At 70.2% G+C, this 26,969-nt stretch carries 24 protein-coding genes; 13 read left to right on the top strand and 11 right to left on the bottom strand.

The window, feature by feature from the left end:
- The first annotated feature begins 55 nt into the window (after positions 1-55).
- The 3 genes from AB5J55_RS33915 to AB5J55_RS33905 all read left to right on the top strand — a co-directional run bounded on the left by AB5J55_RS33915 (position 56) and on the right by AB5J55_RS33905 (position 2,976).
- Entirely contained in the window at positions 56-1,483 is a 1,428-nt protein-coding gene (locus AB5J55_RS33915) for an MFS transporter (protein WP_369274259.1), read from the top strand.
- 73 nt (positions 1,484-1,556) lie between these two features.
- The gene (locus AB5J55_RS33910; protein ID WP_369274258.1) at positions 1,557-2,006 is read left to right on the top strand and encodes a spore-associated protein; all 450 of its coding nucleotides are present in this window, start codon (positions 1,557-1,559) and stop codon (positions 2,004-2,006) included.
- 367 nt (positions 2,007-2,373) lie between these two features.
- Entirely contained in the window at positions 2,374-2,976 is a 603-nt protein-coding gene (locus AB5J55_RS33905) for a 3'-5' exoribonuclease (protein ID WP_369274257.1), read from the top strand.
- Here AB5J55_RS33905 and AB5J55_RS33900 read toward each other — a convergent pair.
- From AB5J55_RS33900 to AB5J55_RS33870, 7 genes are all read right to left on the bottom strand, one after another.
- Positions 2,942-4,336, bottom strand: a complete 1,395-nt coding sequence (locus AB5J55_RS33900; RefSeq protein WP_369274256.1) for a nucleobase:cation symporter-2 family protein — start codon at positions 4,334-4,336, stop codon at positions 2,942-2,944. The genes AB5J55_RS33905 and AB5J55_RS33900 overlap by 35 nt on opposite strands.
- A gap of 278 nt (positions 4,337-4,614) precedes the next feature.
- Positions 4,615-5,991: an 8-oxoguanine deaminase gene (locus AB5J55_RS33895; protein WP_328878318.1), complete on the bottom strand. Its 1,377-nt coding sequence runs from the start codon at positions 5,989-5,991 to the stop codon at positions 4,615-4,617.
- Between the two features lie 131 nt (positions 5,992-6,122).
- Complete coding sequence (gene pucL / locus AB5J55_RS33890) at positions 6,123-7,046, bottom strand: factor-independent urate hydroxylase (RefSeq protein ID WP_369274255.1); 924 nt, start codon at positions 7,044-7,046, stop codon at positions 6,123-6,125.
- 5 nt (positions 7,047-7,051) lie between these two features.
- Positions 7,052-7,444 (bottom strand): hydroxyisourate hydrolase, encoded by a 393-nt coding sequence (gene uraH, locus AB5J55_RS33885; protein ID WP_328878320.1) that lies wholly within the window; start codon positions 7,442-7,444, stop codon positions 7,052-7,054.
- Positions 7,445-7,476: 32 nt separating this feature from the next.
- Complete coding sequence (gene uraD / locus AB5J55_RS33880) at positions 7,477-7,986, bottom strand: 2-oxo-4-hydroxy-4-carboxy-5-ureidoimidazoline decarboxylase (RefSeq protein ID WP_369274254.1); 510 nt, start codon at positions 7,984-7,986, stop codon at positions 7,477-7,479.
- 152 nt (positions 7,987-8,138) lie between these two features.
- Positions 8,139-8,507 (bottom strand): helix-turn-helix domain-containing protein, encoded by a 369-nt coding sequence (locus tag AB5J55_RS33875; protein ID WP_328421640.1) that lies wholly within the window; start codon positions 8,505-8,507, stop codon positions 8,139-8,141.
- Positions 8,504-8,755, bottom strand: a complete 252-nt coding sequence (locus AB5J55_RS33870) for a hypothetical protein (protein WP_328421642.1) — start codon at positions 8,753-8,755, stop codon at positions 8,504-8,506. Before AB5J55_RS33870 ends, AB5J55_RS33875 begins: the two co-directional genes overlap by 4 nt.
- Positions 8,756-8,892: 137 nt before the next feature.
- Here AB5J55_RS33870 and AB5J55_RS33865 point away from each other — a divergent pair, with 137 nt between their 5' ends.
- From AB5J55_RS33865 to AB5J55_RS33850, 4 genes are all read left to right on the top strand, one after another.
- The gene (locus AB5J55_RS33865; protein ID WP_369274253.1) at positions 8,893-9,732 is read left to right on the top strand and encodes a TIM barrel protein; all 840 of its coding nucleotides are present in this window, start codon (positions 8,893-8,895) and stop codon (positions 9,730-9,732) included.
- A 139-nt stretch (positions 9,733-9,871) separates the two neighbouring features.
- On the top strand, positions 9,872-10,762 hold the full coding sequence (locus AB5J55_RS33860; protein ID WP_369274252.1) for a 2-hydroxy-3-oxopropionate reductase: 891 nt from the start codon (positions 9,872-9,874) through the stop codon (positions 10,760-10,762).
- A 196-nt stretch (positions 10,763-10,958) separates the two neighbouring features.
- Positions 10,959-12,416, top strand: coding sequence for a catalase (locus tag AB5J55_RS33855; protein WP_369274251.1), 1,458 nt, complete (start codon positions 10,959-10,961; stop codon positions 12,414-12,416).
- A gap of 400 nt (positions 12,417-12,816) precedes the next feature.
- A complete protein-coding gene (locus AB5J55_RS33850; RefSeq protein ID WP_369274250.1) occupies positions 12,817-13,056 on the top strand; it encodes a hypothetical protein in 240 nt (79 codons plus the stop codon).
- A 211-nt stretch (positions 13,057-13,267) separates the two neighbouring features.
- On the opposite strand, the gene gcl is transcribed toward AB5J55_RS33850, so the two are convergent.
- Positions 13,268-15,052: a glyoxylate carboligase gene (gene gcl, locus AB5J55_RS33845; RefSeq protein WP_369274249.1), complete on the bottom strand. Its 1,785-nt coding sequence runs from the start codon at positions 15,050-15,052 to the stop codon at positions 13,268-13,270.
- Between the two features lie 246 nt (positions 15,053-15,298).
- Here gcl and AB5J55_RS33840 point away from each other — a divergent pair, with 246 nt between their 5' ends.
- A complete protein-coding gene (locus AB5J55_RS33840) occupies positions 15,299-15,988 on the top strand; it encodes a hypothetical protein (protein WP_369274248.1) in 690 nt (229 codons plus the stop codon).
- A 41-nt stretch (positions 15,989-16,029) separates the two neighbouring features.
- Entirely contained in the window at positions 16,030-16,545 is a 516-nt protein-coding gene (locus AB5J55_RS33835; RefSeq protein ID WP_369274247.1) for a GNAT family N-acetyltransferase, read from the top strand.
- Positions 16,546-16,567: 22 nt separating this feature from the next.
- On the opposite strand, the gene AB5J55_RS33830 is transcribed toward AB5J55_RS33835, so the two are convergent.
- Together AB5J55_RS33830 and AB5J55_RS33825 are read right to left on the bottom strand one after the other, a co-directional pair.
- Positions 16,568-18,166, bottom strand: coding sequence for an AMP-binding protein (locus tag AB5J55_RS33830; protein ID WP_369274246.1), 1,599 nt, complete (start codon positions 18,164-18,166; stop codon positions 16,568-16,570).
- Positions 18,163-19,833 (bottom strand): AMP-binding protein, encoded by a 1,671-nt coding sequence (locus AB5J55_RS33825; protein WP_369274245.1) that lies wholly within the window; start codon positions 19,831-19,833, stop codon positions 18,163-18,165. The genes AB5J55_RS33830 and AB5J55_RS33825 overlap by 4 nt, the downstream gene beginning before the upstream one ends.
- A gap of 122 nt (positions 19,834-19,955) precedes the next feature.
- On the opposite strand from AB5J55_RS33825, the gene AB5J55_RS33820 reads away from it, so the two are divergent.
- From AB5J55_RS33820 to AB5J55_RS33805, 4 genes are all read left to right on the top strand, one after another.
- The gene (locus tag AB5J55_RS33820; protein WP_369274244.1) at positions 19,956-20,807 is read left to right on the top strand and encodes a response regulator transcription factor; all 852 of its coding nucleotides are present in this window, start codon (positions 19,956-19,958) and stop codon (positions 20,805-20,807) included.
- Positions 20,808-21,058: 251 nt separating this feature from the next.
- A complete protein-coding gene (locus tag AB5J55_RS33815) occupies positions 21,059-23,878 on the top strand; it encodes an AAA family ATPase (RefSeq protein ID WP_369274243.1) in 2,820 nt (939 codons plus the stop codon).
- A 315-nt stretch (positions 23,879-24,193) separates the two neighbouring features.
- Positions 24,194-24,979 carry a trypsin-like serine protease gene (locus AB5J55_RS33810; RefSeq protein ID WP_369274242.1) on the top strand — a complete coding sequence of 262 codons (786 nt, stop codon included), beginning with the start codon at positions 24,194-24,196 and terminating at the stop codon, positions 24,977-24,979.
- Positions 24,980-25,151: 172 nt separating this feature from the next.
- On the top strand, positions 25,152-25,802 hold the full coding sequence (locus AB5J55_RS33805; RefSeq protein WP_369274241.1) for a LysE family translocator: 651 nt from the start codon (positions 25,152-25,154) through the stop codon (positions 25,800-25,802).
- A 17-nt stretch (positions 25,803-25,819) separates the two neighbouring features.
- Here AB5J55_RS33805 and AB5J55_RS33800 read toward each other — a convergent pair whose 3' ends face one another.
- A complete protein-coding gene (locus AB5J55_RS33800; protein WP_369274240.1) occupies positions 25,820-26,941 on the bottom strand; it encodes a winged helix DNA-binding domain-containing protein in 1,122 nt (373 codons plus the stop codon).
- Positions 26,942-26,969: the final 28 nt, after the last annotated feature.

Below are 26,969 nucleotides of genomic sequence, written 5' to 3'. Positions count from 1 at the left end.
CGATGTACCCCGTTACAAGTCGTGCACCATTGGAGAATCCGGAGGCAGGACCGCCATGACGGCCATCGTCGAGTCCCCGACGCGCACACCACACCGAACGTACTCCCGCTGGGCGTCCCTCGTCGTCCTGTGCGCGGGGACGCTGATGACGATCCTGGACGGCAACATCGTCACGGTCGCCATGCCCGCCATCCAGAGCGACCTCGGCTTCTCGGGGCCGGGCCTCGCCTGGGTCGTCAACGCCTATCTGATCCCCTTCGGCGGGTTGCTGCTGCTGGTGGGCCGGCTCGGCGACCTGGTCGGCCGCAAGCGGATGTTCACCACGGGGCTCGCCGTGTTCACCGCGGCCTCCGTGCTGTGCGGGGTGGCGACCGGGCAGGGCGTGCTGATCGCGGCGCGCGCCCTGCAGGGCGTGGGCGGGGCGATGACCTCTGCCGTGGTGCTCGGCATGCTGGTGGCGCTGTTCCCCGAGCCGCGCGAACAGGCCCGCGCCATCGCGGTGTTCAGCGCGGTCGGCGCGGCGGGCGGGGCGCTCGGCACATTCCTCGGCGGGGCGCTGACCGAGGCCCTGAACTGGCACTGGATCTTCCTGATCAATCTGCCGATCGGGATCGTGGCGTGGCTCGCGGCACTCCGGGTGCTGGAGCCGGACCGCGGTGCCGGGCTCGGCAAGGGCGCCGACTACCCGGGCGCGGCGCTGATCACCGGCGCGCTGATGCTCACGGTGTACGTCGTCGTCGGCGCCGGCGACCGCGACCTCACCGCCACCCTGCTGCTGGCCGCCCTGGCCCTCGCCCTGTTCGTGGCGTTCACGCTCCGCCAGGCACGGGCGGCGCGTCCGCTGCTGCGGCTGCGCCTGTTCGGCTCCCGGCTGCTGAGCGGCGCGAACGCCGTGCAGATCCTGATGATCGCGACGATGTACGGCTTCCAGTTCATCGGCGCGCTGTACCTCCAACGCGTCCTGGGCTATGGCGAGTTGCTCACCGGCACGGCGTTCCTGCCGGCGCCGATCGCCATCGGCGTGCTGATGCTGGGCCTGTCGGCGCGGACCGTCGGCCGGTACGGGGCGTACCGGGTCCTGCTGGCGGGGCTGGTCCTCATCGTCGCGGGCATGGCACTGCTGAGCCGCGCGCCGGTCGACGGCTCGTACCTCACCGACGTACTCCCGCCGCTGCTTCTGCTCGCCACCGGCTTCGCCGCGGCGATGCCGGCGCTGACCGGGCTCGCGATGTCGGGGGCCCGCGAGGAGGACGCGGGGCTGGCGTCCGGACTCTTCAACACCACGCAGGTGGTGGGCGGTTCGCTGGGCCTGGCGGTGCTCTCGGTCCTGGCCGCGAGCCGCACCGAGGGCCTGCGCGAGCGCGGTACGGAACTGGTGGCCGCCACCGCAGCAGGCTATCAACTGGCCTTCCAGGTAGGGACGTTGATCGCGGTGGGCGCGCTGGTGCTCGCGGCGGCGGTGCTGCGATCGCGGCAGAACTGAGCACAACCATTCGTATACCCCGCGGGTCACATCATGCAGGAGCAACCCACTCCAATGGTTACCAGGGGGAAATATGCGATTCACCCGTTCCGTCCTGTCCGGCGCCGCGGTGGCGGCCCTGGCGGTGGGGAGCACGGCCGCCCTGGCCGCGCCCGCCTCCGCGGCACCCAACACCACCCCGCAGAAGGTCTGCGGCAGCGCCTACAAGACCGTGAACTCGGCACCCGTCGGCTCGCTGGGCACCGTCTACCTGACGTACAACGCCTCCAACGGCGAGAACTGCGTCGTGACCATCCGCAAGAACCCGGGCACCGCCCAGGACATGTCCGCGTGGATCTACGTCCCCGACACCGAGGAGTTCCACGAGGACAACGGAAGCTTCACGTCGTACGCCGGACCGACGTACGTCACCGGCAAGGGCCACTGCGTCGACTGGGGCGGGCACATCAAGAACGTTTACGTGCAGGTGACCGGCTCCAACTGCGGTTCCCTGAAGGAGAACCGGGTGACCTTCACCCGCTGATCCGGCCCCACAGGGACACCACTCGCCCCGGCAGGGCTCCCGGAGTTCTGCCGGGGCGAGCGCATGTCATCGCCGGGGGGCTAGGCCGCGTCCTTCCAGACCGTCATGTCCAGGCTCAGCGAGGCGAGTTCCGGCAGCGCCGTCGACTTGGTCTGGATCACGAGCAGCGCGAGAGGCGGTATCCGGCCACGACGGCCGGATCGTCCGCCTGGAGTGGCTGGAACACCTCAGTCGCGTTGCTCATCGGCCCGCTTCCCCCTCATCCCCTCAACCCCCGAACCCCCGGTCAATCATGAGTTGACCGAGGCAGAAGCCTAAGCGGAATTCGGATGCGGAAGGCCACGGCCACCTGGGAAGCTCCCACTCCATGGCCGCACGACGCATCAAACCCAGCCTCTACATCTCCGTCGACATCGAAGCCGACGGTCCCATCCCGGGTCCGTACTCCATGCTGAGCCTCGGCGCCGCCGTCGCCGGGGTGCAGGACGCCGACGGATTCACGGCTGCCGACCCGGAGAGGGACACCTTCTACCGTGAACTACGGCCGGTCAGCGAGGAGTTCGTGCCCGAGGCGCTGGCCGTGAGCGGGCTCGATCGGGAGCGCCTGCGCAAGGAGGGTCTCGACCCCGGCCTCGCGCTCGCGCAGTTCACGCGCTGGGTGCGTGAGGTCAGCGGCGACGCCCAGCCGGTGATGTGCGGCTACCCGGCGTCGTACGACTGGACGTTCCTGTACTGGTACTTGATCCGCTTCACCGGAGCGAGCCCCTTCGGGCACTCGGGCTGCCTGGACATGAAGACGCTGTACGCGACCAAGGCCGGGCTGCCGCTGCGGGCGGTGGCCAAGGGCACCATGCCGCGCGAACTGCTGTCGCGGCGCCGTCACACGCACCATGCGCTGGACGACGCCGTCGAGCAGGCCGAGTTGTTCGCCAACCTCATGGCGTGGCCGGGGCCCGGGTCGCCCCGGTGATCTCCTCCCCTGCCTCCATGGGGTGGGTGACGTCCTGCGCGTCGCGGCCCCTGCCGAGGTGGTTGAAGACGAGGTTGAGCGCCACCGCCGCCACACAGCCCGTCGAGATGCCGGAGTCGAGGACGATCCGCGCCGTCTCCGGGAAGGCGTGGTAGAACTCCGGCGCCGTGATCGGGACGATGCCGACGGCCAGTGAGACGGCGACGATCAGGACGTTGTTGTCCCGGTCCAGGCCGGCCCGGACCAGGGTCTGGATGCCGCTGGCCGCCACCGAGCCGAACAGGACCACGCCCGCGCCGCCGAGCACCGGGCGCGGTACGACCGCGATGAGCGACGCGGCCATCGGGCACAGGCCCATCAGGACCAGGAAGCCGCCGCCCGCGGCGACGACGTACCGGCTGCGGATCCTCGTCATCGCGACCAGGCCGATGTTCTGGGCGAAGGCGCTGCACATGAAGCCGTTGAAGAGCGGGCTGATCGCCGAGCCGAGGGTGTCGGCGCGCAGGCCCGCCGCGATGGTCTTCTCGTCGGCCGGGCGGTCGACGATCTCACCCAACGCCAGCATGTCGGCGGTCGATTCGGTCATCGACACCACCATCACCACGCACAGCGAGATGATCGCGGCGAGCTGGAACTGCGGGGCACCGAAGTGGAACGGGGTCGGGAAGCCGATGACGGCCGCGTCCGCGACGGGGCCGAAGTCGGTGACGCCGAACGGGATCGCGATCAGCGTGCCCGCCACCAGGCCGAGCAGGACCGCGATCTGCTTGACGAAACCCGTGGTGAAGCGGCGCAGCAGCAGGACGATCAGCAGGGTCCCGCCCGCCAGGCCCAGGTTCGTCGCCGAACCGTAGTCGCCGGCGGCCGGGTTGGGGCCCTGTGCCCAGCCGAAGGCGACGGGGAGCAGGGAGATGCCGATCAGGGTGATGACCGTCCCCGTGACGACCGGCGGGAAGAAGCGCACCGCCTTGCTGAAGAAGGGGGCGGCGAGGAAGCCGAGGAGGCCGGCCACGATCACCGCGCCGAAGATGATCGGCAGGGCGTCGGACTTGTCCTCGGTGGAGGCGACGATCGCGGTCATGGGGGCGACGCCGGCGAAGGTGACGCCGTTGACGAACGGCAGCCGGGCGCCGATCTTCCATATCCCGAGGGTCTGGAGGAAGGTGGCGAGGCCCGCGGTGAACAGGCAGGCGCCGGTGAGGAAGGTCAGATCGGTCGCGGAGAGGCCTATGGCCGCGCCGACGATCAGTGGTGGGGCGACCACTCCGGCGTACATGGCGGCCACATGCTGCAGGCCGGTGGTCGCCATTTTCAGGGCGGGGAGTTTCTCGTCGACTGGATGAACGGACTTGGCGGACACTGCGGCTCTCCTCCGGTCGGTTACACGGCGGCTCTGACGTGGGTTTCAGGGAGGTGGTGCGCGGTCGTGCGGGACCGGGGACGGGCCCGTTCCGGGGGAAACGGTGACCGTTCCGGGGCGCACGCATGGGCGCGCGCCCCGGAGACGGCCGCCATGGACCCCGCTCGGGTCCACGGCTGCCGGCCGGGAGCCGTCCCTCCCGGCCGGTGTTCAGGTGCCGTATCGGCGATACGGAACACTCCGCGGTGATACGGAGTTGGTTGCGCGGCGATATGGAGTTACTGCGCGGCGATCCTCGCCAGGCGCTGTGCCTCTTCGCGGGTCGAGCGGGCGATCGCGTCCTCGTCGGCCGTGCTCAGGCGTCCGTCCTCCACGATCTGGCGGCCGTTCACGAACGACGCCGTCACCGGGGCCGCCGCGCCGAAGACCAGCGCGGTCACCGGGTCGGCGATGGAGGCGTGGGCGAGCGTGTCCAGCTTCCACAGCACGAGGTCGGCCAGCTTGCCCGGCTCCAGCGAGCCGATCTCGGCGGCGCGGCCGAGGACCTGGGCACCGCCGTAGGTGCCGAGCCGCAGGGCCTGCCGGGCGTTCAGGGCGGCCTCGCGGTGAGCGCCGAGACGGTTGATGAGCAGGGCGTTGCGCAGTTCGGTGTGCAGCTCGCCGGACTCGTTGGAGGCGGTGCCGTCGACGCCGAGGCCGACCGGGACACCGGCCGCCAGCATGTCGGGGACGCGGGCGATACCGGCGGCGAGGCGGGCGTTGGAGGACGGGCAGTGGGCGACACCGGTCTTCGTCCGGGCGAAGGCGGCGATGTCGGAGTCGTTCATGTGAACGCAGTGCGCCATCCACACGTCCTCGCCGAGCCAGCCGGTGGACTCGAAGTAGTCGGTCGGGCCCATGCCGAACAGCTCGTGGCAGAACTTCTCCTCCTCCACGGTCTCCGAGCCGTGGGTGTGCATGCGCACGCCGAGGCGGCGGGCCAGCTCGCCGCCCTGCTTGAGCAGCTCGGTGGAGATGGAGAACGGGGAGCAGGGGGCGACGGCGACCTGGGTCATCGCGTCGAAGGAGGAGTCGTGGTGCTGCTTGACGGTCTCCTCGGTCGCGGCCAGCGCGCCTTCGAGGGTCTCTACGGCGAAGTCCGGCGGCAGCCCGCCGTCCTTCTCGCTGCGGTCCATGGAGCCGCGGGCGAGGGTGAATCGGACACCCATGTCGCGGGCGGCGCCGATGATCGCGCCGGAGAGGTCGCCGGAGCCCTGCGGGTAGACGTAGTGGTGGTCCATGGCGGTGGTCACGCCACCGCGGGCCATCATCGCCAGCGAGCCCTGCGCGGCGGAGCGCACCATCTGCTCGTCGATGCGCGCCCATGTCGGGTAGAGGGCGACGAGCCAGTTGAAGAGGTTGTGGTCCGTGGCCAGGCCCCGCGTGATCCACTGGTAGAAGTGGTGGTGGGTGTTGACCAGGCCGGGAGTGACCAGGTGCCCGGTGGCGTCGATGCGGCGTACGACGTTCTCCAGGCCCTCGGGGGCCTTGCCCGCGCCGAGCGACTCGATGCGGTTGTCCGCGATGACGAGGTGGCCCGTGGCGTACTCGGTGTCGTTCGCGTCCACCGTCGCGATCGAACAGTTCTCGATGACGATGCGCTGGGCTGCTGCCATGATTCGTCCCTTTTCGACGAGGTGTGCTGAAGCGGAGGGCACGGCAGGACCCTGGGGGATTTGAGTACCGCGGCCGGGGAGCCTCACAGGCTCGCTCCTCCGGCCGCGGGTGCCGAAATGGAGTTGCTGGCTTACAGGTTGGTGAGGTCCACCGGGATCTTCGGCTCGCAGCCGTCCCGCAGGATGGTGGCCTCGATCAGGCCGTAGGGGCGGTCGGCGGCGAAGTACACCTCGTTGTCGTTCTTCAGCCCGAACGGCTCCAGGTCAACCAGGAAGTGGTGCTTGTTCGGGAGGGAGAAACGGACCTCGTCGATCTCGCTGCGGTTGTTGATGATCCGCGAACCCATTTGGTACAGGGTCTGCTGCAGCGAGAGCGAGTAGGTCTCGGCGAAGGCCTGGAGCATGTGCTTCTTGGTCTGCTCGTAGGACTTCTCCCAGTTGGGCATCCGCTGCTCGTCGTCGGTCCAGTTGAACCGCCAGCGACCGGAGACCTGGGTGGCCAGGATGCGGTCGTAGGCCTCCTTGAGCGTCGTGTACTTGTCCTTGACGTAGCCCCAGAACTCGGAGTTGGTCGAGTTCATCACGACGAGGTCCTTGAGGCCGGAGACGACCTCCCACTTCTCACCGTCGTAGGTGATCTGCGTGACCCGCGTCTCCTGGCCCTTGCGGACGAAGGAGTGCTTGACCTCGTCGGAGCCGATGAACTGCGAGTTGGCGTCGGAGGCCTCGATCCGCTCCCACGCGTACTCCTCGATACGGATCCGGGCCTGCTGGATCGGCTCCTGCGAGGTGACGAAGTGGCGGGCGAGGTGGATGCCGAACTGCTCGGCCGACTCGATGCCGTACTCCTTGGCGAACGCGTACACCGTGTTCTTGGTGGTGTCGGTCGGCAGGACGTTGGCGTTGGAGCCGGAGTAGTGGACCTCGTCCATGTCGCCGGAGAGCGCGACGGAGACGTTCAGGTCCTTGATGTGATGGGTGGCGCCGTCCCGCGTGATCTTTACGACTCGGTTCTCGGCCTTGCCGTACTGGTTCTGTCCCAGGATCGTGGGCATGTCTGCTAGCTCCCTCGGTAAACGGAGTAGCCGAACGGGTTGAGCAGCAGCGGCACGTGGTAATGCTCCCCGGGGTTCACGGCGAAGGTGATCGCCACCTCGGGGAAGAACACGGCACCGCTGTCCCGATTCGCGGGGGCGTCCTGCTGCGCATCGGCTTGCTTCTTCTCGAAATACGGCTCCACCGCGAAGTCGAGCCGTACGTGTGTGGTGCCCTCCGGCAGCGCCGGCAGGTCCTTGCACCGCCCGTCCGCGTCGGTCGCGGAGCCGCCGAGCGTCTGCCAGTCCGCGCCGCGGCCGGTGCGGGCCGCGAGCTGGACGGCGACGGCCTCGGCGGGGCGGCCGATGCTGGTGTCCAGAATGTGGGTGGACACGGAGGCGGTGGTGCTGGTGCTCATGGTCAGGCGTCCTCTTCGGTCTTCCTCGAAGATCAGTCTTCGTCGACGAGCCGGGCGAGCCGGATGCGGTTGATCTTGCCCAGCTCGGTGCGGACGATCTCCCGCTCCTGCTCCGGCGAGTTGCCGATCCGTTCCTTGACCGCGTCGCGCATCTGCTCGCCGGTCCGGCCGGTGGCGCAGATCAGGAAGACGTGGCCGAACTTCTCCTGGTAGGCGAGGTTCAGTTCCAGCATCTCCGCCTTGAGTTCCTCGGAGGCGCCGGCCATGCCGCGCTGCTCCCGGGACGAGGTCGGGTCGCCCGGCTTGGGGCGGCCGATGGGCGGGTGCCCGGCCATCGCCTCGGCCAGGTCCTGCGCACTCAGCTCGGCCATGGCGGCGTCACTGGCGGCGTAGAGATCGTCGGCGGTGGCATAGGGGCGGGCGACCAGGAGCCGGTTCGCCCAGGCCGTGGAGGCGCACGCCTCGTGGAGAGCGGCGTGGGCCGCGTGCTCCTCCAGGGCGTTGAACCGGGCCAGGCCCGGGGGCGTGGAATTCGACGTCACGGGAGCCTCCGTGGCCGCGAAGGGCCTTCGTACTGAACGGGCGTGCCGTTAGCTAACGCCCTACGACGACGAGACGTCAACACTTTGTTGAAAATTCGCGGTAACGAAACCGTGCGGGCCGCCTCAGGGGCACTTCTCCCGGTTCGGGCCGCTCAGGGGTTCTTCTCCCGGTTCAGGTAGTTGTAGACGGTGAAGCGACTCACTCCGAGCGCGCTCGCCACGGTCTCCACACCATGCCGCACGGAGAAGGCGCCGCGCGCCTCGAGTATCCGTACGACCTCCTGCTTGGCCTTGCGGTCCAGGTCGGCCAGCGGCTTGCCCTTCCTGCGCTCCATGGCGACCAGGATGTGATCCAGCGAGTCGGCCAGCTGGGGCAGGCGCACGGCGACGACGTCGGCACCCTCCCAGGAGAGCACGACATCCTCGGGGCCCGCCTCGTCCGGCGGGAGAATCTCGCCGCCCATGGCGTCGACCAGCGGCTTCACGGCCGCGATGAAGGGCTCGTCGCCGGTGCCGGTCACGCGTCGCCCTCCCCGACCACATTGACCTGGAGCGAGATCCGGGTGGCGCCGGCCTCCAGGCTCTTGCGCAGCAGGGCGTCCACGGCGGTGAGAACGGTGTCGGCACCGCCCTCCGCCGTGTTCCCGAACGGGCCGACGTCCACCTCGTCGAGCTCGGCCGCCTCGATGACCTCGCGGGCCGCCAGCGCATGCGCGGGCGCCTCGTCGAGGTCGAAGGGCTCGGTCGTGAACTCCACTCTCAATCGCACGCGGTCAACCTAACGCGCGGTGACGCTTTCCGCCGACCCCTCTTGACAAGCTTCGACACACGACGGCAATCTTCCAGTAAGCAGAAAACATCTTCCGTAATACGGAATCTCGACAAACGGAAGGGAGCGCCGGCGACATGGGATTCGCAGAGCAGCGCTTCAACGTCAACCTGTCGATCCTCTTCACGGAACTCCCGCTCCTGGAGCGCCCCGCGGCCGCCGCCGCGGCCGGCTTCACCGCGGTCGAGCTGTGGTGGCCCTGGGTCGACTCCCCCACCCCCGAGCGGTCCGAGCTCGACGCCCTGAAGAAGGCGATCGAGGACGCGGGCGTCCAGCTCACCGGACTGAACTTCTACGCCGGTCAGCTGCCCGGCCCCGACCGTGGCGCCCTGTCGGTCCCGGGCGAGGAGTCGGAGAGGTTCCGCGCGAACATCGACGTGGCGGCGGACCTCGCCGCCTCCCTCGGCTGCCGGGCGCTCAACGCCCTGTACGGCAACCGCGTCGAGGGCGTGGACCCTGCCGAGCAGGACGCGCTCGCGCTGGAGAACCTGGTCCTCGCGGCGCGGGCAGCCGACCGGATCGGCGCGATCCTGCTCATCGAGACCCTCAACAAGCCGGAGTCGCCGCTGTACCCGCTGGTGACCGCACCGGCCGGGGTCGGCGTCGTCGACCGGGTCAACGAGGCGACCGGTCTCGGCAACGCCAAGTTCCTCATGGACCTCTACCACCTGTCCATGAACGGCGAGGACCTGCCGTCGGTGATCGAGCAGTACGCCTCGAAGACCGGCCATGTGCAGATCGCCGACAACCCGGGCCGCGGCGCGCCGGGCACGGGGACGCTGCCGCTGGAGGAGCTCCTGGACCAGCTGACGAAGGCGGGTTACGAGGGCTGGATCGGCTTGGAGTACAAGCCGGGCGACAGGCCCAGCGCGGAGGCCTTCGAGTGGCTGCCTGCAGAACAGCGCGCGGCCCACTGAACGCCCTGAGGGCTGCCGCCCCCAGACCCCCGCTTCGGCCCTGAACGGGCCTCGCCCTCAAACGCCGGACGGGCTGATCGTTGCTGACCGGCGCCAATTCGCAGACGCACAACAGCAGTTCAGAGAGGTACCCCCAATCATGAGCAACCTCCCCAAGATCGCCTGGATCGGCCTCGGCATCATGGGCTCCCCCATGTCCGAGAACCTGATCAAGGCGGGCTACGACGTCACCGGCTTCACCCTGGAGCAGGACAAGCTGGACCGGCTCACCGCGGCGGGCGGCAGCGCCGCCGGTTCGATCGCCGAGGCCGTGAAGGACGCCGACGTCGTCATCACGATGGTCCCGGCCTCCCCGCAGGTCGAGGCCATCTCCTACGGCCCCGACGGCATCCTGGAGAACGCGAGGTCCGGCGCGCTGCTGATCGACATGTCCTCGATCACCCCGCAGACCTCGGTCGACCTGGCGAAGGCGGCCAAGGACAAGGGCATCCGCGTTCTGGACGCCCCCGTGTCCGGCGGTGAGGCCGGCGCCATCGAGGCCGTGCTGTCGATCATGGTCGGTGGCGAGCAGGCCGACTTCGCCCAGGCGAAGCCGATCTTCGACGCCCTCGGCAAGACCATCGTGCTGTGCGGTCCGCACGGCTCGGGCCAGACCGTGAAGGCCGCCAACCAGCTGATCGTCGCCGTGAACATCCAGGCGTGCGCCGAGGCGGTGGTCTTCCTGGAGAAGTCCGGCGTGGACCTGCAGGCGGCGCTGGACGTCCTCAACGGCGGCCTCGCGGGCTCGACCGTGCTGACGCGGAAGAAGGACAACTTCCTGAACCGGGACTTCAAGCCCGGCTTCCGTATCGATCTGCACCACAAGGACATGGGCATCGTGACGGACGCCGCGCGCAACGTCGGCGCCGCCCTTCCGGTCGGTGCCGTGGTCGCGCAGCTGGTCGCGTCCCTGCGTGCACAGGGCGACGGCGGGCTGGACCACTCGGCCCTGCTGCGGGCCGTGGAGCGCCTGTCCGGCGCCCAGGTCTGATCCGGGCCCGCCCCACACTTCCGGGCCGCGGCGCCGCTGACACCTGTCCTGTCGCGCCCAGGCGTCGCCGCGGTCCGGAATCACCTTCAACAAACCGTTGATTCTGTTCAACAAACTGTTGACGCCCGTTCGCCCCACTTCTAGGCTCCACAAAGCGGAAACAGTTTTCCGCTGACACCCGCACGGAAGGTCCACGATGTCGAAGCGCGTGCTCACCACCGAGTCCGGCGCCCCGGTCGCCGACAACCAGAACTCAGCCTCCGCCGGCGTCGGCGGCCCGCTCCTGCTCCAGGACCAGCACCTGCTGGAGAAGCTGGCGCGCTTCAACCGCGAGCGCATTCCGGAGCGCGTGGTGCACGCCCGCGGCTCCGGCGCGTACGGCCACTTCGAGGTCACCGACGACGTCACCGGCTTCACCCACGCCGACTTCCTGAGCGCGGTGGGCAAGCGGACTGAGGTGTTCGTGCGCTTCTCGACCGTGGCCGACAGCCTCGGCGGGGCGGACGCTGTGCGCGACCCGCGCGGTTTCGCGGTCAAGTTCTACACGGCCGAGGGCAATTACGACCTCGTCGGGAACAACACCCCGGTGTTCTTCATCAAGGACCCGATCAAGTTCCCCGACTTCATCCACTCGCAGAAGCGCGATCCGTTCACCGGCCGCCAGGAGCCGGACAACGTCTGGGACTTCTGGGCGCACGCCCCCGAGGCCACGCACCAGGTGACCTGGCTGATGGGCGACCGCGGCATCCCGGCGTCGTACCGCCACATGAACGGCTACGGCTCGCACACCTACCAGTGGACGAACGCCGAGGGCGAGGCCTTCTTCGTCAAGTACCACTTCAAGACGAACCAGGGCATCCGCTGCCTGTCCTCCGAGCAGGGCGCCGAGCTCGCGGGCAAGGACGCCAACTCGCACCAGACGGACCTGCTGCAGGCGATCGAGCGGGGCGTGCACCCGTCGTGGACCCTCTACGTCCAGCTCATGCCGGCGGCCGAGGCGGCCGACTACCGCTTCAACCCGTTCGACCTCACCAAGGTGTGGCCGCACAAGGACTACCCGCTGCAGCGCGTGGGCCGGCTGGTCCTCGACCGCAACCCGGACAACGTCTTCGCCGAGGTCGAGCAGGCCGCGTTCTCCCCGAACAACTTCGTCCCGGGCATCGGCCCCTCCCCCGACAAGATGCTCCAGGGCCGCCTGTTCGCCTACGCGGACGCCCACCGCTACCGCCTGGGCGTCAACCACACCCTGCTGGCCGTGAACGCCCCGAAGGCGACGACCGCGCAGAACTACGGCCGCGACGGCCTCATGGCGACCAACTCCCAGGGCCGCGGGGCGAAGAACTACGAGCCGAACTCCTACGACGGCCCGGTAGAGACCGGCCGCCCGCTGTCGGCCCCGCTCGCGCTGACCGGCCACACGGGCACCCACGAGGCGCCTCTGCACACCAAGGACGACCACTTCTTCCAGGCCGGCGAGCTCTACCGCCTGATGTCCGCCGAGGAGAAGTCCCGCCTGATCGCGAACATCGCCGGTGGCCTGTCCCAGGTCTCCCGCGACGACGTGATCGAGAAGAACCTGGCCCACTTCCACGCCGCCGACCCGGAGTACGGCAAGCGCGTGGAGGAGGCGGTCCGCGCCCTGCGCGAGGACTGAACCCCAAGGCTGCGTCCGTCTCCTGACGGGAGGTCATGAGACGGACGCATCGCCCGCATCGGCGCCGAGCGACCCGGATGAGGGGTGGTCGCTCGGCTCGGGCGCGGGCAACACGAGGACCGCGGCGGCGTGCGAGCCAGTGCGGTGGTAAAGGTCCCGGTCTCCTTCTTCGACCTGAGGGAAGGAGCACCCGGTTCCGTCGCAACCGCCGCGGTCCCGAACCCCCTCCAGACCCCGTCCGGCGGCGCGAACGTCCTGTCGCGCCCAGCCTCGCACCGTCGGACGGCCACAACCGGATATCTCACCGGCTGAAGAGCGCCTGGTACGGACGGTCCCGTACCAGGCGCTCTTCGGTGTCCTCCGGCATGCGGATCCGGCGCTTTCGGAGGAGCCTGAAGGCATGGCAGCACATCCGACCGAGCATCCGCACGTCGTCGTGCACGCGCCTGCGCTGGACGGCTCCAGGCGGGTCACCGAGGGCGACGCGACCCTGGGCATCGCCACACACGTCGACGACGTCAGCGAGATCCTGCGGCTCGCCGACCTGTACGTCACGGACATCTCGCAGAGCGACTTCATCGAGTGGCAGGGCGGCGGCCCCGACGACTGGCCGGGACTGTCGGAGCACCACGAGGAGTAGGCCGCCACGTACGCCATCGGACGTACGTCGGCTACGGAACCCTCAGATCAACCTCTGAACAGACGCCGGGAGGCTTCAACCGCCCCCTGCCGCGGGCACATTCTCCTCACACGAGGGCCCGCCGGCACGGGGGCGGCGGGCCTTCTGCGGGGGAACGCGAAAGGGGCGGCCCATCCCTTGGATGGACCGCCCTTCGGCGACTTCCGGTGCGTCAGACCTTCAGCGTCCTGATCGACGTCGGCGAGTGACCCGGCTCCGTCGCGATCTCCTCGAACTCGACGACGTTGCTGATGTCGTTCGTGGTCGACATGGAGATGTTGGTGACGCGTTCCAGGATCGCCTCGACGACCACCGGGACCTGGTACTCCTGCGCGAGCTTCTTGGCCTGCTCGAGGGCGGCGCCCAGTTCGCTCGGGTCGGTCACGCGGATCGCCTTGCAGCCGAGGCCCTCGGCGACCTTGACGTGGTCGACGCCGTAGACGCCCAGTTCGGGCGAGTTGATGTTCTCGAACTCCAGGTTGACCTGGAAGTCGATCTCGAACGCCCGCTGCGCCTGACGGATCAGGCCCAGGTAGGAGTTGTTCACCAGGACATGGACGTACGGGATCTTGTGCTGCGCCCCGACCGCCAGCTCCTCGATCATGAACTGGAAGTCGTAGTCGCCGGACAGGGCGACGACCTGCGCCTCGGGGTCGGCCTTCGCCACGCCCAGCGCCGCCGGGATCGTCCAGCCCAGCGGGCCCGCCTGACCGCAGTTGATCCAGTGCCGCGGCTTGAAGACGTGCAGCATCTGGGCGCCCGCGATCTGCGAGAGGCCGATGGTGGAGACGTACCGGGTCTCAGGCCCGAAGGCCTTGTTCATCTCCTCGTAGACGCGCTGCGGCTTGATCGGGATGTTGTCGAAGTGCGTACGGCGCTGGAGGGTCGCCTTCTTCTCCTGCGCCGACGCGGCCCAGTCGGAGCGGTCCGGCAGCTTGCCGGCGGCCTTCAGCTCCTTGGCCACCTCGACGAACAGCTCCAGCGCGGCCTTCGCGTCCGACGCGATGCCGTAGTCCGGCGCGAAGATCTTGCCGATCTGGGTGGGCTCGACGTCGACGTGGACGAACTTGCGCCCGGCCGTGTAGACGTCCAGTTTGCCGGTGTGGCGGTTGGCCCAGCGGTTGCCGATGCCGAGGATGAAGTCGGACTCCAGGAAGGTCGCGTTGCCGTAGCGGTGCGAGGTCTGCAGGCCCACCATGCCGGCGTTCAGCTCGTGGTCGTCGGGCAGCAGGCCCCAGCCCATCAGGGTCGGAACGACCGGCGTACCCGTCAGCTCGGCGAACTCGACGAAGAGTTCGGCGGCATCGGCGTTGATGACCCCGCCGCCCGCGACGATCAGCGGCCGCTCGGCTGCGTTCAGCAGCCCGATCGCCTTCTCGATCTGGGCGCGGGTCGCGGCCGGCTTGTAGACCGGGAGGGGCTCGTAGGTCTCCGGGTCGAACTCGATCTCCGTCAGCTGGACGTCGATCGGCAGGTCGATCAGGACCGGGCCGGGACGGCCGGAGCGCATCAGGTGGAAGGCCTGCTGGAAGACGCCGGGAACCTGGGCGGCCTCCAGGACGGTCACCGCCATTTTCGTGACCGGCTTGGCGATCGAGGCGATGTCGACGGCCTGGAAGTCCTCTTTGTGGATCACGGCGGTCGGCGCCTGGCCCGTGATGCACAGGATCGGGATGGAGTCGCCGATCGCGGAGTACAGGCCGGTGATCATGTCGGTGCCGGCGGGGCCGGACGTGCCGATGCAGACGCCGATGTTGCCGGCGTGCGTACGGGTGTAGCCCTCCGCCATGTGCGAGGCGCCCTCCACATGGCGGGCAAGGGTGTGGTTGATCCCGCCGGAGGCCTTGAGCGCCGCATAGAAGGGGTTGATCGCCGCGCCCGGCACGCCGAACGCGTTGCTGACGCCCTCGCGCTTGAGGATCTCGACTGCCGCTCGGGCAGCGGTCATACGAGCCATTGAGTACTCCTGCTTCGGCTGTCGGATTCGCACTCCCGTCGCGCCCCGCGGTGAGCAATTCCGTGACGATGTCGATTCCGCCTGCGTTTTCCACATCGCGGAAACTATTTTCTACTATCTGGAAGCAATGTAAGCGGGTAGCTGAGGAGCGTCAAGAGGCGAAGACCGTCAACGGGCGGACAACCGGGCACCACGTGGAGGACGATGGGAGCGCTGTCCCGATGCGAGGTCGTCCTGGAGTGGGCCATGTCCGAGAGCGTGTCGGTGCGCTGCCCGGCCTGCCGGCGCGAGCATCTCTACGAGGCACCCGCCTATCCGTGCGCGTGCGGCGCGCCCGTCGCGCCGGAGCTCGATCCGCACGGGACCTCGACGGCCGTCACCCATCGGGCCTGGGACGACGAATGGATCGGTGTGCGCTGCGGTGCGTGCGGCCGGGAGAGCCATTGGCCGCGTCCGGAGGTGGGGTGCCCCTGCGGGACGATGGTGCGGGTGCCGGTGGCGCAGGCGGGGGTCGACACGGGGGCGGCGCGGCGGGAGACGCCGCCCGCGGCACGCCGTGCCTTTCAGCCCGTCACGATCCGCACCGCCCGTGACGCGGTCACCGCGGCCGCCGTCTATCTGCGGTGGCTCGGCTACCGGGACATCCGCCGTGCCGACCAGCGGCCCACGTCGGGGGTCGGCATCGCCGCTCACGGGCTGCTCGCGCAGGTCGACCCGACGGTCAGTCCGGCCTCGCTGCGTGACGTGGAGTGCCTGTGGCTGACCGCCATGTCCGAGTCCGCGGCCTGCGTCTACTTCTCCCTCGCCGGGTACGCCCCCGTCGCCCGCGTTCGCGCCGACTCCCTGGGCGTCCCCCTGTTCGTCCTGGACCTCACGGGCACGCCCCAGCCGGTCAACCGCCTCGCCGACGAGCTGGACGCGACGGGCGCCCGGTAATCCGCTCGCGCCCGACGCCGCCGACGACGGAGACTCGGCCCATGCACATCCGCCCGGCGACGTCCGACGACCTCCCCGTCCTGCAGGACATCGAGCGCGCGGCAGGAGCCGCCTTCCGCGACCTCGACATGGCGGCGATCGCCGACGACGAGCCGCCCACCCTGGATGTCCTGGAGCACTACCGCAGGGCGGGCCGTGCCTGGGTTGCCTGCGAGGCGGGTGACCACCCGGTCGGCTATCTGATCTGCGAGCCCGTCGACGGCGCCCTGCACATCGAGCAGGTCTCGGTCCACCCGGTCGTCGCCCGCCGCGGCGTGGGCCGCACCCTCCTCGCACACGCCGCCGACCGCGCACACGAGCAGGACCTCACCGCCCTCACCCTGACCACGTTCACCGAGGTCCCGTGGAACGCGCCGTACTACGCCCGCCTGGGCTTCAAGGCACTGGACGAGGCCGAGCTCACCCCGGGGCTACGGAAGATCCGCGCCCACGAGGCGGAGCTCGGCCTCGACCGCTGGCCCCGCGTCAGCATGCGGCGCGCCCTGGACGGCCGGTAGAACGACCGCCTGTTCGACGCGATCAGCCGCTGCTGTCCGCGTAGGTCTCCCGCAACTCCACCTTCCGCACCTTCCCGGACACCGTCATCGGGAACGACTCGAGGATCCGCAACCGGCTGGGGATCTTGTAGTGCGCCAACTGCCCGTCGCAGAAGGCCCGCAGCTCCTCCAGCGTCAGCGGATCGGCCGTGTCGCGCGGGATGACGCAGGCCAGTACCTCCTCGCCGTACCGTTCGTGGGGCACTCCGACGACCTGGACGTCGGCGATCTTGGGGTGGGCGTAGAGGAACTCCTCGATCTCGCGCGGGTAGATGTTCTCGCCGCCCCGGATGATCATGTCCTTGATGCGGCCGACGATCTCGACGTAGCCGTTCTCGCGCATCGTCGCGAGGTCGCCGGTGTGCATCCAGCGGCCCGCGTCGACCGTCTCGGCGGTCTTCTCGGGCTCGTTCCAGTAGCCGAGCATCACGCTGTAACCGCGGGTGCACAGCTCGCCCGACGTACCGCGCGGCTGGGTCACACCGGTCGCCGGGTCGACGATCTTCACCTCGACGTGCGGCAGGCCACGGCCGACCGTGGCCGTGCGGTGTTCCAGGTCGTCGTCCCGCCGCGTCTGGAGGGAGACCGGGGACGTCTCGGTCATGCCGTAGCAGATGGAGACCTCCTCCATGTGCATCTCGGCGACGACCCGCTTCATCACCTCCACCGGGCAGGGCGAGCCCGCCATGATGCCGGTGCGCAGGGAGGAGAGGTCGTACGACGCGAAGTCGGGGAGGTTCAGCTCCGCGATGAACATGGTCGGGACGCCGTACAGGGACGTGCAGCGCTCCTGCTGGACGGCCTCCAGCGTGGCCTTCGGGTCGAAGGACGCGGCCGGGATCACCATGCAGGCGCCGTGCGACGTGGCCGCCAGGTTGCCCATGACCATGCCGAAGCAGTGGTAGAAGGGCACCGGGATGCAGATCCGGTCCTGCTCGGTGTAGGCGATCAGCTCCCCAACGAAATAGCCGTTGTTGAGGATGTTGTGGTGGGAGAGGGTGGCCCCCTTGGGGAATCCTGTCGTGCCCGACGTGTACTGGATGTTGATCGGGTCGTCGCAGGACAGTTCCTCGAACGGGGCCGGCGTACCCCGCGCGATCAGAGCCTCCCAGCTCGGGTCCCCGATGTAGACGGTCTCCCGCAGCTGCGGGCACTTCCCGCGCACCTGCTCGACCATCGCCCGGTAGTCGCTCGTCCTGTGGCTCAGGGAGGCGAAGAGGAGCGAGATTCCCGCCTGGTTGAGGACGTACTCGACCTCGTGGGTGCGGTAGGCGGGGTTGATGTTCACCATGATCGCGCCGATGCGGGCCGTGGCGTACTGGACCAGGACCCATTCGGGACAGTTGATCGCCCAGATGCCCACCCGGTCGCCCTTGGCGACACCGCTCGCGAGCAGCGCGTACGCCAACTCGTCGACGTCGGCGGCGAACCGGGCGTAAGTCCAGCGCCGCCCGGACGGCACGTCGACCAGCGCCTCCCGGTCCGGCCACGCGGCGACCGCCCGGTCCAAGTTGGCCGCGATCGTGTCGCCCAGCAGGACGGTGTCGCTCGTCCCGTGGGTGTAGGACAGCTCTGAGCTCACCGGAAGTCCTCCTCGCGGTACTCGGCGTCGGACCCGGCCGCGGTGGCCTCGCGCAGCTCGATGCGGCGGATCTTGCCGGAGACGGTCTTGGGCAGGGGCGCGAACTCCAGGCGGCGGATGCGCTTGTACGGCGCCAGTGCCTCCCGTGAGTGCTCGAAGAGCACCTTGGCCGTGTCGGGGCCGGGCTCCCAGCCCTCCGCGAGGACGACGTACGCCTTCGGCACGGCGAGCCGCAGCTCGTCCGGCGCGGGCACGACGGCCGCCTCGGCCACCGCCTCGTGCTCCAGCAGGGCGCTCTCCAGCTCGAAGGGACTGATCTTGTAGTCCGAGGCCTTGAAGACGTCGTCCGCGCGGCCGACGTAGGTGATGTAGCCGTCGGCGTCACGGGAGCCGATGTCGCCGGTGCGGTAGTAGCCGCCGGCCATCGCCTCCGAGGTGCGGTCCGCGTCGCCGTGGTAGCCGGTCATCACGCCGACGGGGCGGGCGGACAGGTCGAGCGCGATCTCGCCCTCGTCGGCGCCGGGCGCGCCGGAGACCGGGTCGAGGAGTTCCACGCGGAAGCCGGGGCTGGGGCGGCCCATGGAGCCTGTCTTCAGGGGCTGGCCGGGGCTGTTGGAGACCTGGACCGCGGTCTCGGTCTGCCCGAACCCGTCCCGGATGGTCACGCCCCACGCCTCGCGGACCCGCTCGATGACCTCGGGGTTGAGTGGCTCACCGGCGGCGACGACCTCGCGCGGGCGGGTGCGCAGGACGCTCAGGTCGGCCTGGATGAGCATGCGCCAGACGGTCGGCGGGGCGCAGAAGGTGGTGACGCCGGCGCGGTCCATCTCGGCCATCAGACGGGCCGGGTCGAAGCGCGCGTAGTTGTGGATGAAGACGGTCGCCTCCGCGTTCCACGGCGCGAAGAGGTTGGACCAGGCGTGCTTGGCCCAGCCGGGTGAGGAGATGTTCAGGTGCACGTCGCCGGGCTTGAGGCCGATCCAGTACATGGTGGCCAGGTGCCCGATCGGATACGAGGTGTGGGTGTGCTCGACCAGCTTGGGGCGGGCGGTGGTGCCGGAGGTGAAGTAGAGCATCAGCGGATCGTCGGCCGCCGTCGGCCCGTCGGGGGTGAAGTCGGCCGGGGCGGCGTACGCGTCCTCGTACGTCTGCCAGCCCTCGCGCGCGCCGCCGACACTGATACGCGTGTAGCGGCCGGGCACCTCGTCGAACTTGGCGGTGTCCTCGGCCCGCACGAGCACATGCCGGACGCGTCCGCGCTCCACCCGGTCGCGCAGGTCGGCGGGGCCCAGCAGTGGGGTGGCCGGGATGACGACTGCGCGCAGCTTCATGGCGGCGAGGGCGGTCTCCCACAGCTCGGCCTGGTTGCCGAGCATCACGAGGACGCGGTCCTCGGCACGGACGCCGCGCGCCCGCAGCCAGCCCGCGACGCGGTCGGAGCGCTCAGCCATCTCGGCGAAGGACAGGCGGACCTCGCTGCCGTCCTCCTCGACGATGTGCAGCGCGGTGCGGTCGTTTCCGTCCGCGATGACGTCGAACCAGTCGAGCGCCCAGTTGAACCGCTCGGGCCGGGGCCAGGTGAAGCCCTCGTAGGCGGTCGTGTAGTCCTCGCGGTGCTCGAGCAGGAAGTCCCGCGCACTGCGGAACAGCTCCGTCCCCGTCGTCATCTGTCCTCCTGGTTACCGGACCTTGCCGGGCGGCTCTCTGCCATCGTGTAATCCGTGACGTGGGTCTCACTACCCCCGAACGGGGGTGTGCGCTCGGGAAAGTCGCAGGAAAGGGCGAGCAGGTGGCAGTGGACGCGGCCGCATCGGTGGAGATAAGGGGCGCCCTGCTGCGCCTGCGCCGCTCGACCGGGCTGCCGGTCGCCTTCGGCGGCCTGGTGGAGCCCGGGCGTCCGCGCGTGCGCATCAGCGAACTGAACGGCACGGCCACCGAGTCCCTGAGCAGACTCGCGGTGACCGCCGGCAACGGCCTGGGCGGCAAGGCGGTGGCCCTGGCCCGTCCGTGCGCGGTCACGGACTACTCCGCCTCGCGGCAGATCACCCACGAGTACGACGCGGCCGTCGCCGTTGAGGGACTGCGTTCGGTGCTGGCGGTCCCGGTCGTCGTACGACGCCGGGTGCGCGGTGTCCTGTACGGCGCCCTGCGCACGGCCCAGCCCCTGGGCGACCGCACGCTGACGGCGGCCGTGGAGGCGGCACGGGACGTCGAGCAGGCGCTGGTGGTGCGGGACGAGGTGCGGGGGCTGCTGGAAGCGGCGCGGGTGGAGACGGCGCCGGTGGAGACGCCGCCGGTCGACCGGGGCGCCGACTGGGAGCGGGTCCGCGATGCCCACACGGCGCTGCGCGCCTTGGCCCCGCGCATCGGCGACCCCGCCCTGCGCGCGGAACTGCTGGACGCCTGCGGCCTGCTGGCGGAGGACCCGGCGCGTGCGCCGAGCGGCGTGCGGCTGGCCCCGCGCGAACTGGACGTGCTGGCGTGCGTGGCCGCCGGCTCGACGAACGCGGTCACCGGCGAGCGGCTGGGGCTGCGGGTGGAGACGGTCAGGAGCTATCTGCGGTCGGCCATGCGGAAGCTGGGCACCCACACGCGCGGGGAGGCGGTGGTCGCGGCACGCCGGGCGGGGTTGCTGCCGTAAGCCTGCGGACTGCCTGCCTGCGATGAGCCTGCAGGCTGCCTGTCACGGGCCCGCGGATGGCCTGTCCTGGGGCGCGGGTGCCGCGCGGGTGCCCGTCGTTGGCCGGTCCACCCCGACGACCCTCCATTCATTCATCCGCGCTTTGAATTTCCCTATGCCCGTCGCTGTTATTTGCCTCACCATGTCGTCGGTCCGAAATTCAAAGACCTGTTGCCTAATATTGGCCCGAACACGACACACGGAGGGGAGCGGTGACCGTGCGACGGGACTTCAAGGAGCCTGCCGGCTGCCGCCCCGACCAGGTCATCGGCAGGGAGGAGCTGTTCACGGCGGCGCGTGAGCAGCTCGGGCGGGGCGGCAGCGTGCTGCTTCACGGACCTGCCGGAATTGGGAAGTCGACGGTCCTGCGGGCTTTGGCCGGGGAATACGGCGGCGCGGCACGCACCGTGTTGCGCTGCTCGCCCACGGAGTCGGAATCCCATCTTCCCTTCCTCGCCCTGGCCGACCTCCTCGGCCTGGTCCTGGACGAGGTGTCCGAGCGGCTGCCCGCCGCGCAGCGCACCGCCCTGGAGTCGGCCCTCACCGGCCGCGGCGAGTCCACCCTCCAGCGCGACGGCCTCGCTCTGCGCCTGGCCGTGCTGTCCGCCCTGCGCGCCCTCGCCGACACCGGGCCCGTCCTCGTGGTCGCCGACGACCTCCAGTGGCTGGACCCGGCCAGTGCCGAACTCCTCGGTTTCGCCGCCCGGCGCCTCGGCGACACCCCGGTGCGGATGCTGTGCGCGGTGCGGACCGAGGGCGAGGAGTACGACCGCCATCTACGCGCGTCTCCGCCGGACACCCTCGCCGTCCGGCTGGGCCCGCTCTCCCGAGCCCAGCTGTCCGCCCTGCTGGACCACCGCGGTTACACCGGCCTGCCCCGCTCCACGGTGCGCGACATCCACCGCACCAGCGGCGGCAACGCCCTGTTCGCCCTCGAACTGGGCCGCGCCCTGGCCGAGAACCCCACGCCGCCCCGCCCCGGCGAGCCCCTGCCGGTGCCCACCTCGCTGCGCGCCCTGGTGCTGAACCGCCTGGAGATGCTGTCGGAGGAAGCCCGCCGCACCCTGCTCGTGGCGAGCGCGGGCGCCCGCCCCACGCTGGCCCTGCTGCATGCGGCCGGCCGTGGCAACGCCGAGGCCGAGACCGCCCAGGCCGCCGAACTCGGGCTGCTGGCGACCGAACCCGAGGGTCCCGCCGTACGGTTCGCGCACCCGATGATCTCGGCCGCGCTGTACGCGGAGGCGCCCGCGCAGGACCGCCGGGCCGCGCACGCGGCGCTGTCCACGGCCGCGTCCGACCCCATCGAGCGCGCCCGGCACCTGGCCCTGGCGACCCATGGCACCGACCCGGAGGTCGCCGCCCGGCTCGCCGAGGCCGCCGCTCTGGCCCGGGACCGCGGAGCGCCGTCGGTGGCCGCGCAGTTGGGGCTGCTCGCCGCCCGGCACACCCCGGCGGACGGCACCCCGAGCCCGGAAGTGATGCGCCTGGCCGCCGCCGAGGACGCGATCACTGCCGGGGAACTGGACCTCGCCCGGGACATCGCACGTGAGGTGCTCAGCCGCGCGACCGTGCCCGAGGACCGGGTGCGAGCGTGGATCATCGTGATCGACACGGCGGGCCACGCCATGACGGAGGTCGACGCGATCTTCCCGCAGGCCCTGGCCGACGCCGGCGACGATCCGCGGCTGCTCGCCCTGGTCCACTACCAGCTCACCTGGCGCGCGCTGCTCGTGGAGGGCGACTTCGACGAGGCCCGCGGCGAGGCTGCGTACTCGGCGGAGCTGGCGGCGCGGGCCGGCGACCGGTACACCGAGCTGATGGCGCTCGCCTTCCAGGCCCAGATCGAGACCCTCATGGGCCACCCGGACGCCCCCGCGACCATCAGGCGGGCGCTCGAGGAGCCCCAGGACCCGAGGGTGGCGTGCCATCACAACGGCGCCGGCTACTCCCGGTTCCGCTGGCTGATCATGAGCGACCAGCTGGCCGAGGCGCGCGCCACGGTCACCGCTCTGCTGCGGGAGGTGCGGCGGCGCGGGTCGGTCGAGAGCGAGGTGCACTTCCTGCGCGGGGTGGCCGAGACCGAACTGCACTCCGGGCACTGCGGACGCGCCCTCGACCTGGCCCGCGAGAGCCTGCGGATGGCCCGGGACACCGGGATCGGCGAGGTGGCCTCCGCCGTGCTGACCTCGCTCGCGGAGGCCGCGGGCGGGGAGGTGGACCGGGCGCTGGAACTGGCGCGGGAAGCGGTGGCGCACGCCGAGGAGGACGGCGACCAGATGTACGTGTCGCGCGCCCTGGCCGCCCTCGGGCACGCCCAGTTGGTGGCCGGGGACGTGGCTGCGGCGGCGCGTTCGCTGCGCCGGGTGCGGGAGGTGGAGCAGGGCCTCGGCATCACCGACCCGGCGCGCGGCCGCTGGCACGGAGACCTGGCCGAGGCCCTGGTGCGCAGCGGTGAGATCGCGGAGGCACAGGAGGTCATCGACGGCACGCGCGAGATCGCGCTGCGGCTGGACCGCGAGGGCGTACTGGCCGTACTGGACCGGGCCGAGGCGCTGATCCGCGCGGTACGGGGCGAACACGACGCCGCCACCGCCCAACTGACGTCGGCCCAGGACCGGCTCGGCAAGCTGGGCTACAGCCTCGAGGAGGCCCGCGCCGCCTTCGCCCTGGCGCAACTGCGCTCCGACACCGCGGGCCCGACGTCGTACGACGAGGCGGCCCGGTTGTTCCGCCGCTGCCGGGCACTGCCCTGGCTGCGGCAGGTCGAGGTGGCGGCAGCCGCGCGGCCCGCGGTGGCACCCTCCACCCCAGCCTCCGCCCCGGACGGGCTCGACGGCCTGGACGGGCTCGCCTCGATGGAGCGTCAGGTCGCCGCGCTCGTCATGGAGGGCGCGACCAACCGGGAGATCGCCGCGCGCCTCTTCATCAGCGTCAAAACGGTCGAAGCGACGCTTACCCGCGTTTATCGCAAGCTCGGGATCCGATCGCGGGTCGACATCGTCAGACTGGCGGCGGGGCGCCGCAAGACCTGAGGTCGGGCGCCGTACGACGTGAGATCTCGCCGCTGTCGCGACGTGGGAAGTGAGCGCCGTCGCGACGTGGGATCTGAGCGCCGTACGAGGTGAGTTCACCCGTCTTTGTCGGTCCGCGTGGGTTTATCGATGCGGACCGAGGGTTTTCCCTGCCCAACTCCCTTAGGGGGTTCCCTCATTGGGAAGGGAAACTTGCGGGACCTACCTTGAGTTCGTGCCGCTCGCTCGGGCACACGGGGATCGGTCCCGCGACCCCCGTGCACACCCCCCACACCCGCGCGACCCCCCACCGGCAACCCCCCAATGAGGAGTCTCATGTTCGGGCTCACCCGTGCCAGAAAGACCGCCGCCGTCGCGGCGGCCGCTGCCGCCGCCGCGGCCGCACTGCTCAGCGCCCCCACCGCTGAGGCGGCGTCCTCCCGCATCGTGGGCGGTACGACGACCACGACGACCTCGTATCCCTTCATCATGCAGATCACGGACGCCTCGCAGAACCAGTTCTGCGGCGGCACGCTGGTCTCCGCGACCAAGGTGGTCACCGCGGCCCACTGCATGGTCGGCGAGAGCAACAGCAGCGTCCGGGTCGTGGGCGGCCGCACCTACCTCAACGGCACGAACGGCACCGTCAGCCGAGTCAGCGACATATGGATCCACCCGGACTACTCGGACGTCACCGAGGGCAACGACGTGGCCGTGCTGACCCTGTCCACGTCGATGCCGTACACGCCGGCCTCGTACGTCGACTCCTCGGACACCGGCGTGTACGCGACCGGCGCCACCGCCCGCATCCTCGGCTGGGGCACCACCTCCTCGGGCGGCAGCTCCTCCAACCAGCTGCGCACGGCGACCGTGCCGATCGTGTCCAACTCCAGCTGCGCGAGCTCCTACGGTTCGGACTTCATCTCGTCCGACATGGTCTGCGCCGGATACACCTCCGGCGGCGTCGACACCTGCCAGGGCGACAGCGGCGGTCCCCTGCTCATCGGGGGCGTCCTGGCAGGCATCACTTCCTGGGGCGAGGGCTGTGCCCAAGCCGGGTACCCGGGCATCTACACCCGGCTGACCACGTTCTCGGACGAGGTCACCGAACAGGTCTCCTGAGCACCACCTCAGGTGAAAGACCAGGGGGCGTTGCGGGCCTCCACGAGCGGCCCGCAACGCCCCCTATCCATGTCCGCATCCACATCTGCATCCACCTCCACATTCATGTCCACGGTCCTGTGCCGTTGTCAGTGGTGCCTGTTTGAATGGGCTACGGATGGGGGTGATGGGCATGGTGTCCACAGATCGTGTGCTGGCCTTCGCGGCGATGTCGTTGCTGGTGATCGTGATTCCGGGGCCGAGTGTCCTGTTCGTCATCGGCCGCGCACTGGCGCACGGCCGCCGCACCGCCGTGGCGACCGCGCTGGGCAATGTCTTCGGCTCGTATCTGCTGGTGGTCGCCGTCGCGGTGGGCATCGGCTCGCTGGTCGAGCGGTCCGTGACGATCTATCTGACGGTGAAGCTGGTCGGCGCGGCCTATCTGGTCTACCTGGGCGTGCAGGCGTTCCGGCACCGCAAGGAGCTGAAGGCCTCGGCGATACGGACGCAGCAGCCGACGGAACCGACGCGAGGTGACCTCCGGACGGTCCTCGACGGCGCCCTCGTCGGCGTCACCAACCCCAAGGGAGTGGTGTTCTTCGCCGCCGTGCTCCCCCAGTTCGTGGACCATTCGGCGGGGCATGTCCCGCTGCAGATGCTGCTGTTGGGCCTGGTCCCGATCACCATCGGCCTGGTGACGGACACCCTGTGGGGCCTGACCGCGTCGGCGGCCCGCAGCTGGTTCGCCCGCTCCGACCGCCGGCTGTCCCTGATCGGCGGGGCCGGCGGGTGCACGATGATCGGGCTCGGCGTGACGGTCGCGGCGACGGGACGGGCGGACTGACGCCTGCACGGCGCCTGCTAGGGGATGACGGTCCCGAAGCGGATGTCGTACGACGCCTCCGGGTGCAGCACCTTCAGCATGCGCTCGCCTTCCTCCGTCACCTCCCCGCGCTGAGCCTTGGTGAGCTCGGTGAACTCCTCGATGACGAGCTCCTCGCCGAGGATGCGCCACACGCCCACGAGGAAGCCGTCGACGAGGAGGGGGCAGTAGACCGTGTTCACCTGCCAGGTACGGCCGCGGTTCGCGGGCGGGATCACGCGGGTGCGGTCGGCGTGGGAGAGGAGCAGATTGTCGAACTCGGGCAGGAAGCGGGGCGGGGCCGGGGTGTCCGGATCGGGGCGCGGGGCGTCGGGGAGGTCGAAGAGCTCGACGCCGTTCTCGTCGCGGAAGGTGAGCAGCTGGGGGCGGAGCCGTTCGAAGGCGTCGCGCATCCGGGTCAGGCCGCACCAGGTCTGCATGTCCTTCACGGAGGCGGGGCCGAAGGCGGCCAGGTAGCGCAGCACCGTGGCATCGGGGGAGGCGGCAGGCTCGGTGGGACGGTCCAGCCAGTTCTCTGCGGTGGTGAGAGCGACCTGGCCACTGAGGCCCCACAGTCCGCGCGGGGTGACCTGGACAAGGGGGAGTTTGCAGCGGGCGGCGACGGCCAGGGACTGCGGGTCGGCGTCCGGCCACTCGACCCCCAGGGCTTCGCGCAGCTGCTTCATCGTGCGGGGCTCGGTTTCGACGAGGTCGCGGGTGAGGTCGGCCAGCCGGTCCAGGTCGACGCCGACGAGACCCTTGCGGAAATAGTTGATCTCGCGGTCCCTGGCGGGCTGGACCAGCGGACGCAGGGTGAGACTGTCGTCGGCGGTGTGCAGGTGGATCGTCGAGCGCATGGTGACCATTCGCACGGCGGCGCGGTCGGCGAGCAGGCCGGACAGTTCGTCGGGCGTGAAGCCGTCGAGGCGGGCGGCGAGCGCGTAGTAGGGGGGCTTGACCTCCTGGGCCTGGAGGCCGACCAGATGCTCCACGGCCGCCAGGGCGGACAGCGGCGAGCGACGCAGCAGCAACTGCCGGTCGAGGGTGGCGCGGTTGAGGGCGCGGGTGCCGAGCACGGGACCGGCCGCGGCCGTCGTCTTCTTTGTGCTGCGCTTCGTCATGCTCCGCACGCTAGCGAGGCTTGCGGAC

The sequence above is a fragment of the Streptomyces sp. R11 genome (assembly GCF_041051905.1).
Taxonomy (GTDB): domain Bacteria; phylum Actinomycetota; class Actinomycetes; order Streptomycetales; family Streptomycetaceae; genus Streptomyces.
The sequence above is the reverse complement of the archived record's forward strand: the minus strand, read 5'-3'. Positions and strand labels throughout refer to the sequence as shown.